Annotated in this window: 15 protein-coding genes and 1 other RNA gene; 2 read left to right on the top strand and 14 right to left on the bottom strand. The window is 61.3% G+C overall.

Annotated elements, in window-relative coordinates; genetic code table 11:
* Positions 1-10: 10 nt before the first annotated feature.
* The 3 genes from ACWPWQ_RS05760 to ACWPWQ_RS05750 form a co-directional block, all read right to left on the bottom strand.
* Positions 11-1,459, bottom strand: coding sequence for a heavy metal sensor histidine kinase (locus ACWPWQ_RS05760; RefSeq protein ID WP_454009227.1), 1,449 nt, complete (start codon positions 1,457-1,459; stop codon positions 11-13).
* A gap of 14 nt (positions 1,460-1,473) precedes the next feature.
* Positions 1,474-2,163 (bottom strand): heavy metal response regulator transcription factor, encoded by a 690-nt coding sequence (locus tag ACWPWQ_RS05755; RefSeq protein WP_247626249.1) that lies wholly within the window; start codon positions 2,161-2,163, stop codon positions 1,474-1,476.
* Positions 2,164-2,261: 98 nt separating this feature from the next.
* A complete protein-coding gene (locus ACWPWQ_RS05750) occupies positions 2,262-3,443 on the bottom strand; it encodes an aldo/keto reductase (protein ID WP_454009226.1) in 1,182 nt (393 codons plus the stop codon).
* A gap of 250 nt (positions 3,444-3,693) precedes the next feature.
* Between ACWPWQ_RS05750 and ACWPWQ_RS05745 the strand changes: the two genes are divergently transcribed.
* Positions 3,694-4,746: an alpha/beta hydrolase gene (locus ACWPWQ_RS05745; protein ID WP_454009225.1), complete on the top strand. Its 1,053-nt coding sequence runs from the start codon at positions 3,694-3,696 to the stop codon at positions 4,744-4,746.
* A gap of 101 nt (positions 4,747-4,847) precedes the next feature.
* Here ACWPWQ_RS05745 and ACWPWQ_RS05740 read toward each other — a convergent pair whose 3' ends face one another.
* The 6 genes from ACWPWQ_RS05740 to ACWPWQ_RS05715 form a co-directional block, all read right to left on the bottom strand.
* On the bottom strand, positions 4,848-6,128 hold the full coding sequence (locus tag ACWPWQ_RS05740) for a Bcr/CflA family multidrug efflux MFS transporter (RefSeq protein ID WP_454009224.1): 1,281 nt from the start codon (positions 6,126-6,128) through the stop codon (positions 4,848-4,850).
* Positions 6,129-6,130: 2 nt separating this feature from the next.
* The gene (locus ACWPWQ_RS05735; RefSeq protein WP_427230672.1) at positions 6,131-6,619 is read right to left on the bottom strand and encodes a (R)-mandelonitrile lyase; all 489 of its coding nucleotides are present in this window, start codon (positions 6,617-6,619) and stop codon (positions 6,131-6,133) included.
* 28 nt (positions 6,620-6,647) lie between these two features.
* Positions 6,648-6,812 (bottom strand): hypothetical protein, encoded by a 165-nt coding sequence (locus ACWPWQ_RS05730; RefSeq protein ID WP_454009223.1) that lies wholly within the window; start codon positions 6,810-6,812, stop codon positions 6,648-6,650.
* A gap of 3 nt (positions 6,813-6,815) precedes the next feature.
* Positions 6,816-7,676 (bottom strand): MBL fold metallo-hydrolase, encoded by an 861-nt coding sequence (locus ACWPWQ_RS05725; RefSeq protein WP_454009222.1) that lies wholly within the window; start codon positions 7,674-7,676, stop codon positions 6,816-6,818.
* A gap of 103 nt (positions 7,677-7,779) precedes the next feature.
* Positions 7,780-8,763 (bottom strand): aldo/keto reductase, encoded by a 984-nt coding sequence (locus ACWPWQ_RS05720; protein WP_454009221.1) that lies wholly within the window; start codon positions 8,761-8,763, stop codon positions 7,780-7,782.
* A 128-nt stretch (positions 8,764-8,891) separates the two neighbouring features.
* A complete protein-coding gene (locus ACWPWQ_RS05715) occupies positions 8,892-10,040 on the bottom strand; it encodes an iron-containing alcohol dehydrogenase (protein ID WP_454009220.1) in 1,149 nt (382 codons plus the stop codon).
* Between the two features lie 137 nt (positions 10,041-10,177).
* Here ACWPWQ_RS05715 and ACWPWQ_RS05710 point away from each other — a divergent pair, with 137 nt between their 5' ends.
* Complete coding sequence (locus ACWPWQ_RS05710) at positions 10,178-11,146, top strand: LysR family transcriptional regulator (RefSeq protein ID WP_454009219.1); 969 nt, start codon at positions 10,178-10,180, stop codon at positions 11,144-11,146.
* Between the two features lie 181 nt (positions 11,147-11,327).
* On the opposite strand, the gene ACWPWQ_RS05705 is transcribed toward ACWPWQ_RS05710, so the two are convergent.
* The 5 genes from ACWPWQ_RS05705 to ACWPWQ_RS05685 form a co-directional block, all read right to left on the bottom strand.
* Positions 11,328-12,173 (bottom strand): OST-HTH/LOTUS domain-containing protein, encoded by an 846-nt coding sequence (locus tag ACWPWQ_RS05705; protein ID WP_454009218.1) that lies wholly within the window; start codon positions 12,171-12,173, stop codon positions 11,328-11,330.
* A gap of 88 nt (positions 12,174-12,261) precedes the next feature.
* Positions 12,262-12,540, bottom strand: coding sequence for a tyrosine-type recombinase/integrase (locus ACWPWQ_RS05700; RefSeq protein ID WP_454009298.1), 279 nt, complete (start codon positions 12,538-12,540; stop codon positions 12,262-12,264).
* The gene (locus ACWPWQ_RS05695) at positions 12,506-13,429 is read right to left on the bottom strand and encodes an integrase (RefSeq protein ID WP_454009217.1); all 924 of its coding nucleotides are present in this window, start codon (positions 13,427-13,429) and stop codon (positions 12,506-12,508) included. The genes ACWPWQ_RS05700 and ACWPWQ_RS05695 overlap by 35 nt, the downstream gene beginning before the upstream one ends.
* A 97-nt stretch (positions 13,430-13,526) precedes the next feature.
* Positions 13,527-13,623: signal recognition particle sRNA small type (gene ffs, locus ACWPWQ_RS05690), an RNA gene on the bottom strand.
* A 102-nt stretch (positions 13,624-13,725) separates the two neighbouring features.
* Positions 13,726-14,514: a sulfite exporter TauE/SafE family protein gene (locus ACWPWQ_RS05685; RefSeq protein ID WP_454009216.1), complete on the bottom strand. Its 789-nt coding sequence runs from the start codon at positions 14,512-14,514 to the stop codon at positions 13,726-13,728.
* Between the last annotated feature and the right edge of the window lie 59 nt (positions 14,515-14,573).

Below are 14,573 nucleotides of genomic sequence, written 5' to 3'. Positions count from 1 at the left end.
GACGTTCCCGTCAGGATATAGCGGGCATGGAAGGCGCCAATCGACTCTCCAGCGCGGGAGCTGACTCATGATCCCGTCCCCTCTGTGCGGACAGAGCAAAAGTGAGTCCAAAGGTATTGACCCCCTCCTCGCTTTGGGCAAACACCTCTCCCCTGTGCATGATCGCCACCGCCCGGACAATGGACAGCCCCAGGCCATGATGGGTGTCGCTGCGGGCCCTGGCTGAGTCAACTCGATAAAAGCGTTCAAACAGGCGAGACAGATGGGCAGGGGCAATGGGATCGCCGGGGTTTGAGACAGCGACCCAGGCCTGCTCCTCGCGCTGGCTCAGTCTGACGGTGATGGTTCCGTGGGGCGGTGAGTGCCTTGCCGCATTCTCCAGTAAATTGGCGAGTGAACGGTGGAACAGACGCCGGTCGATATGTGCGATCACATCCCCTTCCAGCTGCAATGAGAGCCGCTTTTCGGCGAGGGAGGGCTCCACATACTCCACCGTCTTGAGGGTCTCTTCCCGCAGCGAAACCCGCTCCAATTGGGAGGCATGCTCCCCCGCATGGGCATGGGACAAAAACAGCATGTCGTTGACGATGGAAGCCATCCGCTCCAGCTCCTCCAGATTGGAGCCGAGCAAGTCGCCCAGCTCCTCTGGCGAACGCCTGCGGGATAATCCCAGCTGAGTCTGGCCAATCAGATTCGTGAGTGGGGTCCGCAGCTCATGGGCCACATCGGCATTGAAGCTCTCCAGTTGCCGCCATGCCACCTCCTGACGTGCCAAGACGCCGTTGAACGAGGAGGCCAACTGCTGCAGCTCCTCGGGCAAGGCGTCTGTGTCCAGCCGCTGACCATGGTCTCCCGGCGCCAGTCGATGGGCCTGCTGACTCAAGGCCCCTACCGGGCGCAGACCAATCCGGGCAACGCCATACCCCAGCAAGGCGACCATCAGCACGCCAAGGAGAGTGATGATCAGCAGCGTGCGGGTAAAGGCGTCCAGTGTGCTCATATAGGGGGTCGAGTCGATGGACACCACATAGCGCAGCTCGGGCCTTTCCCCATTGGCGGGAATGGTCTTCACCAGCAGGAAGAGCGAGCAGGCCTCCTCCGAGGCCCCGGGCAGTTTGTTGAACCCCTCCTTGAGATCGTCCCAGGCTACCCCCGATGGCGGTATGCCTCCCACGCTGAAGCGGGGATCGTCGCTGACAATCCAATAGTGAACACGGTTCCCCTCTGAGCTGGCCAGATTGGTGAACTTGCTGGCGAGCACTGACCACCCTTCGCTGGAGGTGCGGGCACTGATCCAGGGGCTCATCAAGGATTCACGAAACGACAGCTCGTTGTGCATCTGCTTTTGCAAGGAGTCATGGAGCGAACTCCTCAGCAGCAGACCGGATGCCGAGACGATCAGGACGGCACTCAGGGCAAACATCAGCGCCAGGTGTCCGGAGATGGAGCGTGTGAACATCTTGTTTCCTCCCCTCAAGGGTGCAGGTCCGGCCTGACTTCGAGCACATAGCCCATGCCGCGCACCGTGTGCAGCAACTTGACCTCGAAAGGCGCATCTATCTTGGCTCGCAGCCGTTTTATCGCGACTTCCACGACGTTGGCATCGCTGTCAAAATTCATATCCCAGACCTGCTCGGCAATCATCATCTTCGAGAGGATCTCCCCCTGATGGCGGGCCAGCAGGCTGAGCAGAGAGAACTCCTTGGCGGTGAGCTCCAGCCGATGGCCGGCGCGCGACACCCGACGCGCCAGCAGATCCAGATGCATATCGTGGATCTGCAACTGGGTGATGTCCGCGCCATCGGCCCCGCGACGACGCACCAGGGCCTGGATACGGGCAACCAGTTCAATGAGCGAGAAGGGTTTGGGCAGATAGTCATCGGCCCCCAGACGCAGCCCCTTGACCCGCTCGTCCACGGATCCGCGCGCGGAGAGCATCAGCACCGGTGTCTGCTTGCTCGCGCGAAGCCCCTCCAGCACCCGATAGCCATCCATGCCAGGCAACATCACATCCAGAATGATGGCGTCATACTCGTACTCCAGCGCAAAATGGAGCCCTTCGGGCCCCTCCGCGGAGACATCGACCATGAAGCCAGACTCTCCCAGTGCGCGACAAAGATATGACGAGGTCTTCTCTTCGTCCTCTACCAACAACAGACGCATGGCATCCACCTCCTTATATCCAGGGCTCGCGCTCATGACAGCATGAACAGGGTGCCGACGGGGCCCTACCTCCATTCATCCCGCCATCGGCCAGCAAGTCAGCGCTTCGGCGGCGCGTCCACATCGGAATAGGCCTGCACCGCGTCCGGCAGACGCTGTCCCTTGATGACGATGGCATCCAGAGATAGGGTGAGCTCCGTCATCTCGGCAGCGCTCAGCTGGATCGCCGCTGCCGACGTGTTTTGCAGCATGTGGTCCATGTTAGTGGTGCCCGGGATAGGCACAATCCAGGGTTTCCTGGCCAGCAACCAGGCCAGCGCTATCTGCCCGGGCGTCGCACTCTTGCGTTCAGCCCAGGTTTTCAGTACGGCCACGAGCCCAAGGTTATGCTCCAGATTTTCTGGCGCGAAGCGCGACTCCGTCCCCCGGAAATCACCGGGGGCAAAGCGGGTATTCTTGTCGATCCAGCCAGTCAGGAACTGCACCCCCAGCGGGCTCCACGGCACAAACCCTACCCCCAACGCTTCGCAGGTCGGCAGCACAGACTGTTCCGGCCCCCGCCATAACATCGAGTACTCACTCTGAACCGCCGTGACGGGGAGCGCTGCATGGGCGCGTTTCAAGGTGTCGATCCCCATTTCAGACAGGCCCCAGTGCAACACCTTCCCTTGATCCATCAGATCTTTCACCGCGCCGGCAACATCCTCGATAGGCACCAGGGGATCGACCCTGTGCTGATAGAGCAGATCGATACGATCCGTGCGCAGGCGCTTGAGCATTCCCTCGACGACTTGCTTGATGTGCTCGGGCCGACTGTTGAGCCCGGGACGCCGCTCACCGGTCTGTTGATCGATGTTCCAGCCAAACTTGGTGGCGATGACGATCTTGTCTCTGAAGGGTGCCACGGCCTCGCCCAGGATCCGCTCCACTTCGAAGGGACCATAGGCCTCGGCGGCATCAAAGAACGTCACCCCCTGATCAAAGGCCCTGCGCACTATGTTGACCATTTCAGGGCGCCAGGGGACGGAGGTGTCATATTTGCGGCTCATGTTCTGCACCCCCAGCCCAATGGCAGAGACGTCAAGTCCGCCCAGCTTGCGCCTTCCTGGCCCGGCAACGGGCTGACCTGCGCCTGCGCCATGGGACTGTGGGGATGGCTGAGCCCCGTTGACCTGGGGGATCAACGAGGCCGCGGCCATGCCGGCCCCCGCGATCAGCAACTTGCGTCGCGCCGGCATCGCGGGTGCATCGGGCGTAAACACTGCTGGTTTGCTCTCCATAAGAGACTCCTTTTATGACCAGACGGGTGACGAAGACCACTTCGTATTGCCACATCCTATTGATTCGTTACCAACATTCCCCTGACAGCGAGCTGACAGCCGTGTCAGAAATCCAGGCCAAGGCCACCACCTGACTGACAGCATTGTCATTTCCCCGTCATGGGGCTGACAGCCCCCTCCCCTTACCCTTGTCCGGCAATATCCACCGCGTGCCTCTGGAGCCAGGCCGCGCTTACCCTCGGGAGTCCACATGAAACAGACCTTTCTCAATGCCATGGTGCTGACGGCGCTGGCAGGCTTTGCCGCCACCGTCCAGGCCGCCGATCACAGACAAAATCCGTTTACCCTGGCCTATGAAGGGGCCATCACCGAAAACATCCAGGGCAGGGTCAACCTCCACCCGGTGAAATATGACCTGCATGGCATCCAGATAGCCGCGAATGTCTATACCCCTGCCGACTATGATCCCGCCAAAACCTACCCGGCCGTGGTCGTTGCCCACCCCAACGGAGGGGTCAAGGAACAGGTCGCGGGCCTCTATGCCCAACGCCTGGCAGAGCAAGGCTACATCGCCATCACGGCGGACGCCGCCTACCAGGGGGCCAGCGGAGGCATGCCCCGCAGCGTCGATAAACCGGCAAACCGCATCGAGGATATTCACGGCATGGCGGATTACCTCGGCCAATACCCCGGCGTTGACAAGGAACGCATCGGCCTGCTTGGCATTTGCGGCGGCGGCGGTTATTCGTTGAAAGCGGCCCAGACCGACAAGCGCTTCAAGGCCCTGGCGACCCTCAGCATGTTTGACTCCGGGCTGGTGCGTCGCAACGGATATCAGGATTCTCAACTCGCCACCGTGCAGGAGCGCCTGAAGCTGGCCACCGATGCCCGCACTAGGGAGGTCACCACGGGTGAGGTGAGCTACTCCGGCGATGCCAACCTGACCGACGAACAGATAGCCAAGCTGCCGTTCGAGCTGTACCGCCAAGGCTATGAGTACTACTGGAAGACCCATGCCCATCCCAATTCGACATTCCGCTACACCACCAGCAGCCTGCTCGATCTGATGAACTTCGATGCCCAGAGCAACATGGAGCTCATCAATCAACCGCTGCTGATGATGGCGGGGACCAAGGCGGACTCGCGCTACATGACGGAAAGCGCCTTCAAGAAAGCCACCGGCACCGCCAATAAAGAGCTGTTCCTCATCGAGGGGGCGACGCACATTGAAACCTACTGGGTGCCTCGCTACGTGGATCAGGCGATGAGCCGGATCGATGCCTTCTTCGACAAGAACATCTGACGATACCCCCATCGCCCCGGTCAGTGCCTTCACGGCGCTGATCGGGGCTTTCATCTCTTTGGCTCCCCCCTGTTTCCCCATGGCGTCATCGCCAAGCGTCCTTATCGCACCGGCTCGGGTTGCGACATCGGCTCGCAAGACGCCTCGGGCTCGGTGCGTCGCCACAGTGCAAAGACGAGGCAGCCCACTCCCCCGACAGCCACTATCCAGCCCATGGTCCAGGGGGTGCCATCGGTGCACCAGCCGAGCAAGGCCGCGCTGAACACCCCGCTGCCATAGTGCATGGCACCGACCAGGGAAGAGGCCGCGCCCGCCTGCTTCGGGAAGAGCGCCAGGGCGCTGGCCACCGAGTTGGCGACGATGAAGCCACTGACCGACATGTAGCAGAAGATGGGCACGGCCAACCCGGCGACCCCACCCAATCCCCACCAGGCATCGAGGGCCAGCCAGAGAGCGGAGGCGGCGGCAGCCCAGGCACCGTAGCGAAACAGACGCTCGGGCCCCCATTTCGCCACCAGGCGAGTGTTGACGAAATTCAGCACCATCAACCCCAGGATATTGGCGCCAAAGAGCAGGCCATAGGCCTGCGCCGACACCTGGTAGTAATCGACGTAGGCAAACGGGGTTCCGGCGATAAAGGCATAGCAACCGCCGTAGTAAAAGCCGCCGGCGAGGGCATAGCGCAGCAAGCGTCCGTCCATCGCCAGGGCGACATAGTCTTTCATTGTCACGGCCAGAGACGCCTGGCTGCGGCTCGCCGGTGCCAGGGTTTCGGGCAGGTAGCGCATGGCGATCAGGGCCACGACCCCCATGATGGCCAGCACCCAGAAGATCCCTCGCCAGGACCAGTACAGCAGCAGTTGTCCCCCGAGCAACGGCCCGAGCAGAGGCGCGACCGCCATCATCAGGATCAGGGTCGACAGCATCTGGGCCGCCCGCTCCCTGGCATAGAGATCACGGACCATGGCCCTGGCCAGCACGGGGCCGGCGCAGGCCCCCAGGGCCTGAATGATGCGCCACACCAGCATCTGAGGGGCGGTCTCGGCCAGGGCACAGCCCACCGAGCCCAGGATGAAGAGCCCGATACCGAGCATGATGGGCAGGCGCCGGCCATAGCGATCGCTCGCCGGCCCCCAGAACAGCTGCCCCAGGCTGAAACCGATCAGAAAGGTCGAGATGGTCAGCTCGATCTGGGTCATGTCTGTGTTCAAGTCATGGACCAGCTGCGGCAACGCCGGCAGGTACATGTCGGTGGAAATGGAGGCAAACGACATCAAGGCGCTCATGATGATCAGGATCCTGAGCTCCTGGGCATGAGCGCGTTCCGGCAGGCTCTCCGGGTGTGCCGGTCCGGCAGCGGGCTGACTGTTATTCCCCCGCATGCTCAATCCCGCCCCCCGGCGACGGCGGCGCGATAATCACCCTCGCTCACCTGCTCAAGCCAGGTCACCACCTTGCCATCCTGCTGTTCTGCCAGCGCCAGGTGGGTCATGGGGGTATCTGGCGCCGCACCGTGCCAATGCTTCACCCCGGCCGGGATCCACACCAGGTCCCCTGGCCGGATTTCCCGGACAGGCGCTCCCGCCATCTGCACCCGCCCCACCCCACTGACCACGTAGAGGGTCTGGCCCAGGGGATGGGTATGCCAGGCGGTGCGCGCCCCCGGCGTGAAGCTGACCAGACCACCGGAGATGGCGGCGGGCGCCGTGCCCTGATAGCGCTGATCCACATAGACATCCCCGACGAAGAACTCGCTGGCACCCTGGGTTGCAGGCACCTGCCCCGGGGAAAATACCTGTATCGTCTGATCTTTTGCCTCGGCCTGGCCGAGCGCCATGGCGGCGGCGAGCGTGGTGGCGGATATTGGGTTCATTGTCGACTCCTGCGTTTTAAAAAATGTGTCACTGGCGCCACCAGGCGCTGCCCTCGTGGGGGGCCAGCACGTTCAGGGGCTCCCCCATCATCGGGGTGGTCAATGGGATCTGCTGCTCGGCGGCCAGACGGACTATCTGCTCGAGGGGGTCATCCCACTGGTGCATGGCCAGATCGAAGGTGCCGTTGTGCACTGGTTAGAGCCACTGCCCGCGCAGATCGTGAAACGCCTGCGCCGTCTGCGCCGGCAACATGTGCACGTACTCCCAGCGCTTGTCGTAGGCCCCGGTCTCGAGGAAGGTCACATCGAACGGGCCGTAACGCCTGCCGATCTCCTTGAAGCCGTCGAAGTAGCCGCTGTCACCGCTGAAGAAGAGAGTGGATCCCTCCCCGCGAATGACCCAGGAGGCCCACAGGGTCTGGTTGCCATCCCCAAGACCACGGCCGGAGAAGTGCTGGGCCGGGGTGGCAATGAATTCGATGCCGCCGACCCGGGCTTGCTGCCACCAATCCAGCTCCCTGACCTTGTGCCGGGGGACACCCCAGGCAACCAGGCGCGCCCCCACCCCGAGCGGCGTGATGAAGTGGCCGACCTTCTCTTGCAGCGCCAGGATGGCGTCATGATCGAGGTGGTCGTAGTGATCGTGGGAGAGGATCACCGCCTCTATGGGGGGCAGCCCATCCAGGGTGATGGGCGGCGCGTGCCAGCGTTTGGGACCGAACCACTGCACCGGCGAGGCGCGCTCGCTGAACACCGGATCCGTCAGCCAGAACTTGCCCTGCAATTTGAACAGCAGACTGGAGTGGCCGAGGCGCCACACGTTGTTGTCCGGGGCGGCCATCAGCCCCTCCCGGGTCATGGCCTGCACCGGGATGGTGCTATCCGGCACTGTGCCGTCAGGCTTGGCGAACAGAAAATCCCACCAGAGCCGGACCCCGTCCCAGGTGCTGCGCTGCGGCAGTGCCACGACATTGCTGAACCGACCCCCCTGATACTGGGAAGAGTCAGGGTGCGCGGGCAGGCCCGGTTTCAATACATAGGAGATAATGCCTGCCATCACGGCTCCTGTTAGCAACCAGAGAGAGCGCCGGCCCCTGGGGACGGCGCGAGAGAGTACAGAGGGGTTCTGCATTCATGAGACTCCTGTTGAGGATCCGGCCTTAGCGACCCACGTTCTTCTGCAGGTATGACGGATAGCGATCCCCCTCCACCTTGATCCCGGCCAGGGCACGCTGGATGTCTCCCAGATCGGTGGCGCTCAGTGCCACCCGGGCTGCGCCCAGGTTCTCCTCGAGCCGATGCAGCTTGGTGGTGCCGGGTATGGGGGCGATCCAGGGCTTTTGTGCCAGCAGCCAGGCGATCGCAATCTGGGCAGAGGTCACCCCCTTGCTGGCCGCAAGATCGCTCAAGACCGCCACCAGATGCTGGTTGGCCTGGCGCGCCGCCTCGGCAAAACGTGGGACCTGGTTGCGAAAATCCGCGTCATCGAAACGGGTATCGGCCTTGATGGCCCCGGTCAGGAAGCCCTTGCCGAGGGGGCTGAACGGGACAAAGCCGATGCCCAGCTCCTCCAGCAGCGGCAGGATGGCCTGCTCCGGCTCGCGCCACCAGAGGGAGTATTCGCTCTGCAACGCCGCCACCGGCTGCACGGCGTGGGCACGACGAATGGAGTCGACACCGGCCTCGGACAGACCGAAGTGGCGCACCTTGCCCTCCTGGATAAGGTCTCGCACTGTGCCAGCCACCTCTTCCATGGGGACATCGGGATCGACGCGGTGCTGATAGAAGAGATCGATCACATCGGTGTTGAGCCGGCGCAGGGAGGCCTCGGCCACGGCGCGTATATTCTCCGGCCGGCTGTCCAGCCCATCGGGCACCTTGCCGTTCTTGAAACCGAACTTGGTGGCGATCACCACCTTGTCCCGGAACGGGGCCAGCGCCTCCCCCAGCAGCAGTTCGTTATCGCCAGGGCCATAGGCCTCGGCGGTGTCGAAGAAGGTCACTCCCAGTTCATGGGCGCGGCGGATAAGGTTGATGGCCTGCCCCTTGTCCGTGGCCGGGCCATAGCCAAAGCTCAGCCCCATGCAGCCCAGACCGATGGCCGACACCGTCAGCCCGCTGTTACCCAAAGTACGTGTTTGCATGATGGATCCCTTTTCCTGAAAGGCGCTCTCCTGGGAAAGCGCCATGGTGTGGGTGCCTGGCACCCGCCTGGTGTGATGGTTGGCGGCTCGCGGCTCGCTCCTGACGCCGGAGCGGGAGGCACCGCTACTCATATGGCATTGCGAAGGATGCTGGCCAGCACCTCCTGGGTGTAGGTCTCGGCCAGACCAAACCAGCGGGCGTTGCCCTTGAGGTTCTCCAGGATGGCGGGCAGGTCCGCCTCCGTGATGCCGAGCTGGGAGAGGCGGGTCGGCGTGCCAATCTTGTCGAACCATGTCTCCAGGGCGGCAATGCCTTCCTCGGCGGTTTTCAAGCCGAACAGCTGCTGGGCGAAGCGCTCGAACTGAGCCGGATTCTGGCCCTGGTACCACCTCATCCAGGCGGGCATCACCACCGACAGGCCTGCGCCATGAGGCACATTGAACAGGGCGGAGAGCGCGTGTTCGATCATGTGGTTGGGGTAACCAAAGCCCGACGTCCCCGCATAGGTCAGGCCGTTCAATGCCAGGGTCGCCGCCCAGGCGAACTCGGCGCGGGCGTTGTAATTTTCGGGGTCTGCCAGCAACTGCTCCGTGGTCTCCAGCACGGTGGCGATGACGGACTCCACCAGGCGGGACTGGATTGTCGGCTGCACCTTGGCGGTGAAGTAGCCCTCGATGGAGTGGGCTATGATGTCCGCCGCCGAGTAGACCAGATAGTCCCGGGAGACCGTCTGCATCAGCGCCGGATTGACGATGGAGACCCTGGGGAAGGTGTGCACCGAGTTGATGGCGAACTTCTCTTTGGTGTCATCGTTGGTCACCACGGCGCCACTGTTCATCTCGCTGCCGGTGGCAGCCAGGGTCAGGATGGCAAACACCGGCAGCGCCGCCTCGATCTGCCCCTTGCCGACGAACAGATCCCAGACATCCCCCTGATAGAGGCTGCCTGCGGCAATGGCCTTGGCGCTGTCGAGCACTGAGCCGCCGCCGACGCTCAGGATGGCGTCGACCCCCTGCTCCCGTGCCAGGGCGATGGCATCACGCACCTTGGAGATGAGCGGGTTGCTGACGATGCCGCCGCACTCCACGAACGGGATCCCCTGCTCGCTCAGGCTGGCGCTCACGCTGGCAAAGAGGCCATCGCCCTTGATGCGATCGCTGCCATAGGTCAGCAGCACCTTCTTGATGCCGTGCTGGGCCAGGATCTCGCCGATGAGGCGCTCCTTGCCGGTGCCAAACTCGATCCGGGTCGGGTTGTAAAAGCTGAAATTGTCCATCTTGCTCGTCTCGCTGCCTGGGGGCATGCCGGGTGGCATCTCGATGGACTGAACTATAAATGGGCAACAAACATCGAACTAGACGGCAAATGGATGAATCAGTTACAACTAAATGATGTAAATCGACGAGAAAGAGCATGATCAGCGAATTGAGATCCATCACCACCTTCGTGCGCACGGTGGAACTGGGCAGCCTCAGCAAGGCCGCCGAGGCCCAGCAGATCTCCCCTCAGGCCGCCAGCAAGGCACTGAGGCAATTGGAGACCTATCTCGGGGTGAGGCTGTTCCATCGCACCACCCGCAGCATGTCGCTGACCGAAGAGGGCCAGCGCTTCCTGGAGGCGGCCCAACCCGCCCTGCTCGGCCTGCAACAGGCCCTGTCGGCCGCGAGGCAGACCCGGGAGGCATTCGCCGGCCCGCTGCGGATCGTGGGGCCCCGCTCGGTCGCGCAGATGATCATAGGCCCAGTGCTGGACGAATACTGCCGGCTCTACCCCGAGGTCCAGCCCGATGTGCAGCTCGATGACCGCATCGGCAACTGGGTGGAGGAGCGCGTCGATGTGGGTTTGCGGATCGGCCTCTCGCCGCAGGATGGGCTGATCGCACGCCGCCTGTTTCCCTTGCAGCTCATCATCTGCGCCTCCCCCACCTATCTGCGCAAACATGGGGTGCCGCACACGCTGCACGATCTGGGCGTGCACCGCTGCAGCGTGTTTCGTCATGCCGGCACCGGCCACCTGATTCCCTGGCATGTAAGGCTTGGTGAGAGCGTGCAGGACCATCTCGTTCGTCCGGCGATATCCACCAATGACGAGACGGTGGAGCTGGGCGCCGTGCTGGCGGGAGAAGTGATAGGCCAAATTGCCGGGCCGACGGCGGCGGTGCACATCCGGGCCGGCCGCCTGGTTCCCCTGCTGCTCGACCACATGACAGACATGTACAGCCTGTTTCTCTACTATGGCAGCCGCGCGGCCCAGCCCGCCCGGGTACGCCGCTTCATCGATCTGGCGGTCGAGCGCCTCACCGACAGCCCGGAGTTCGTGCTCGGCGCCGAGGAGCTGCGCCTTGCCCATGCCCGGGGAGTCGGGGATGCAATGCCCGGATAAGGCGCGATAAGCAGGTGATCGAGCGGTCACCAAGACAGGAGTACCAGGCGACGGCTGACGAGGAGCCCTCCACGAAAGATAGGCGGGCTCACGGTGACGCAAGGGTGCACCAGGATTTTCCAGCATCTGACAAAGGGGTCTGGTTGACTAACCGGGGCTAAACCACCATTGCTGTATCCATTTAGGTTCGGCGTGTGCGATACCAAGTCACCCCACCTGTAGGAGATAGCCGCTTGTCTACTTCGAAGAGCTGGGAACAATGAATGACCTCCCGCCAACTACTACATCCGTACAGCTTGGGGGATAACCCAGGACGTCTTTGGCCGATACTGCGGATGGCGTCATGTAACGGTACCCAGCCGTCCTTGCCGATTAAACGTTCTTCACATTTAAGCTGTTGGACTATGGTGGTGTTTTCCCAATTATCGACAGGCTGACCGGGCAGGATTCCGGAGAGAGCAAAATGTTTTCCCTCAGCGGAATTCATAAACTCGTACAGTTCGTTCTTGGCTTTTTCGGCAGTAGTCAGGAAGGAATGTAACGCATCTCTGTTGTCCTTGATGATGTTGGCTACCGTCGCCAGAAAGCCGATTGCCTCCTGGCAACTGGCCTCAGAGCTCAACCCAAAGCGTGACAGGAAATGATGCACCAGCTCATTTCGCAACTCGACCAGCTGTTTGAGCTTTTCGCTCATCCATTCCCCGTCTTCCAGACCAACGCTGATGCTGATGTACGCTCGACCGTTCAGAACATCTTCATCAATTTCTTGCTCCTCCCCCAACGTCGTTCTCTGGTTCCACTGGCCAACCAAATGCCCCAATGTTTTACTGCCAAGAAATCGACGGTCTCGCTCAATTTTACCAGCCAACTCATCGGAAAATCCGCTCACCTTCAGAGTGGGCAGGGCTGCTTTGAGCATCAATTCAAACTGCTGTAACTGGAGGAGACATCGCCCGTACTCCAACGCAATTTGCTCTTTCAAGTCATTCAAATCAGATTGTGCCGTGTCAGGCCTATTGTGTTCCAACGGAGCTCTTCCTTGTGCTCATTAGCATCCAGCTAATAGTGGCTATTTGAGTTAAAGTACCTACTAGATGTTCACCAATGTAACGCGTTCATAGTGCAGCTTCGATAGCGGCTTGTAACTTCTCGACTGCTACTCCACCGCCGTACCTGTCGTAACTGATGGCACCATTGGTATGCCCCAAGATTGCCGCCGCATACTGTAACGGCACCCCATGATCCTTCAACGCTGTTGCCACAGTATGCCGCAAGCTGTGGAAGTCTTTGTTTACAGGGCGATGACGACTAAACCACTGCCCCCAAAGATGGCTGTAACTGTCTTGTCGATGAGGCAGCTCAGGGAACAGCCGCCCCCCTGCCCTTTCCTGCACGAAGTCGATAAAGCCACCAGCAATCAGCAATCAGCAAGGAGTGAATAGGGATCAGGCGGGCACTGTTGGCCGTCTTGAGCTTCTGGTCTGGCCGGTTGTCTCTGATGTTCAGGCACCATACCTCGTCGACCTGCTGCACATCATCTGCGTACAACTGGCAGATCTCATTGGCTCTCGCTCCGGTATACAGGCCGAGCAGCGCTATCCACTTGCGGTATGACTCCTGCTGCTTCGCCCACTGAATCAGCCGCTGTTTCTCCGCAGATGTGTACCCACTTCGAGCATTGACCTCTTTGACCCGTTGTAGCTTGAGCCCAGCGAAGTGATTAACGATGCCTTCGTGGTGATTGCCGAGCCAAACGAACAACAGAGAGAGCTTCTGGAGGTACTTGTTGATAGTCGTCGGGCTCTTGCCTGAGTTCAGCAATTCGTCCTTGAACTTGACTACATCGGCCTTGCTGTATGCCGTGGGAGGTCTATCCCCCAGCGCCTTGATGAAGTAGCCGATGTAGTTCTTCTGATTGCTGAGTTCTTTGGGAGCCCACGAGAGCGCCTTCTCTTTCAGATAACGCTCACTGAGCTCTGAAAGCACAGGGGATGAAATAGCAGAAGGAGCCGCAGAGACTGCGTTAGCGGCAGGATTGACCGCTGAGGGTGTCTGTTGCGATAGCGGCTGAGGCTCCGGCAGGGAGTTTGGCTGGGGTTCTGGTTGGACAGACTCAGGTTTTACCCGAGAACGCGCACAGACAAGCATCTGAGCCACTTGTTCACGAGCAACCAGCTTATCCCGAGTACGGAGAGATTTCTTGATGTCTTTGCGGCGACCACAGGGGAGTACTGTCACCTTGCGGTAGTACCAGATACCTTGCGGAGAGAGCCAGAGATTCACAGAGAAGACTCCTGATTCATCCACACAAAGTGGATTACCAAGAGGTCTGAAGGGGGCTATTAGCTGTAACTTATTGATTTCCAGAAACAGGTGGTGGCCCCACCAGCCACATCCCGGCACTCGAGTCCCCCGCCTTGGCTGCTACCTTCCGGTCCTGACCAGGTTGACGAGTTATCAATGCGAGAGGACCAATGGGACCACCGGCGAGGAGAATAGGCAAACTGGCCTGCCAATGCAATGGCTTTCTGCCAGGAGACGAACCGTTCGCCTTATTTTTCAACAATCTGCCGAATGGATCAGCTAAACAGCATGAATTTGGCGCCCACCAGCAGCATCAGCAGGGCGAACGCCTGCTTGAGCCGTTTGGGGGAGAGGCGATGGGCCAGCCTGGCGCCGACACGGGCAAACTGGGTGCTGGTCAGCACTATGCCAAGCAGGGCCGGCAGATAGATGTAGCCGACACTCCACTCGGGCAGATCGGCGTGACCCCAACCGGCATAGAGGTAGCTCAGGCTGCCCGCCAGGGCGATGGGCATGCTGCAGGCGGCGGAGGCCGCCACGGCGTTGCGCATGGGCACCGAGTTCCAGCTGAGATAAGGCACCGTCATGGAGCCCCCTCCTATGCCAAACAGCGCAGAGAGCCAGCCGATGATGGTGCCCGCGATGCAGGTGCCGACCGGCCCTGGCATGTGGCGCTCCGCCCTGGGCTTGAGGTTCAGCCCCATCTGCAGCGCCATGGTCCAGGCGAAGCAGCCGATGATGATGTTGAGGGTGCTGGCGCTGAGCTGGCTGGCGGTCAGGCCGCCGAGCCAGGCGCCGATGAGCATGCCGGCCCCCAGGCGCCGTATCATCACCCAGTCGACCGCCCCCGCCTCCTGATGGGCCCGCAGGGAGCTGAAGCCGGTGAAGATCATGGTGGGCAGTGAAGTACCGAGGGCGAGGTGGGTAATGATCTCCGGGGCCACCCCCTGGGCGTGAAAGCTCAGCACCAGCACAGGCACTATGATGAGCCCGCCGCCGATCCCGAACAGTCCCGCCAGCATGCCCGCGAAGGCTCCCAACACCAGATAACCCACAAACAGCATAAAAATTCCTTATATAGCTAAATGGCGGTCAACTTGACCGCCATTGCCCATAAAAAAAG

Source organism: Aeromonas sp. Marseille-Q7275 (genome assembly GCF_965119515.1).
The sequence above is the reverse complement of the archived record's forward strand: the minus strand, read 5'-3'. Positions and strand labels throughout refer to the sequence as shown.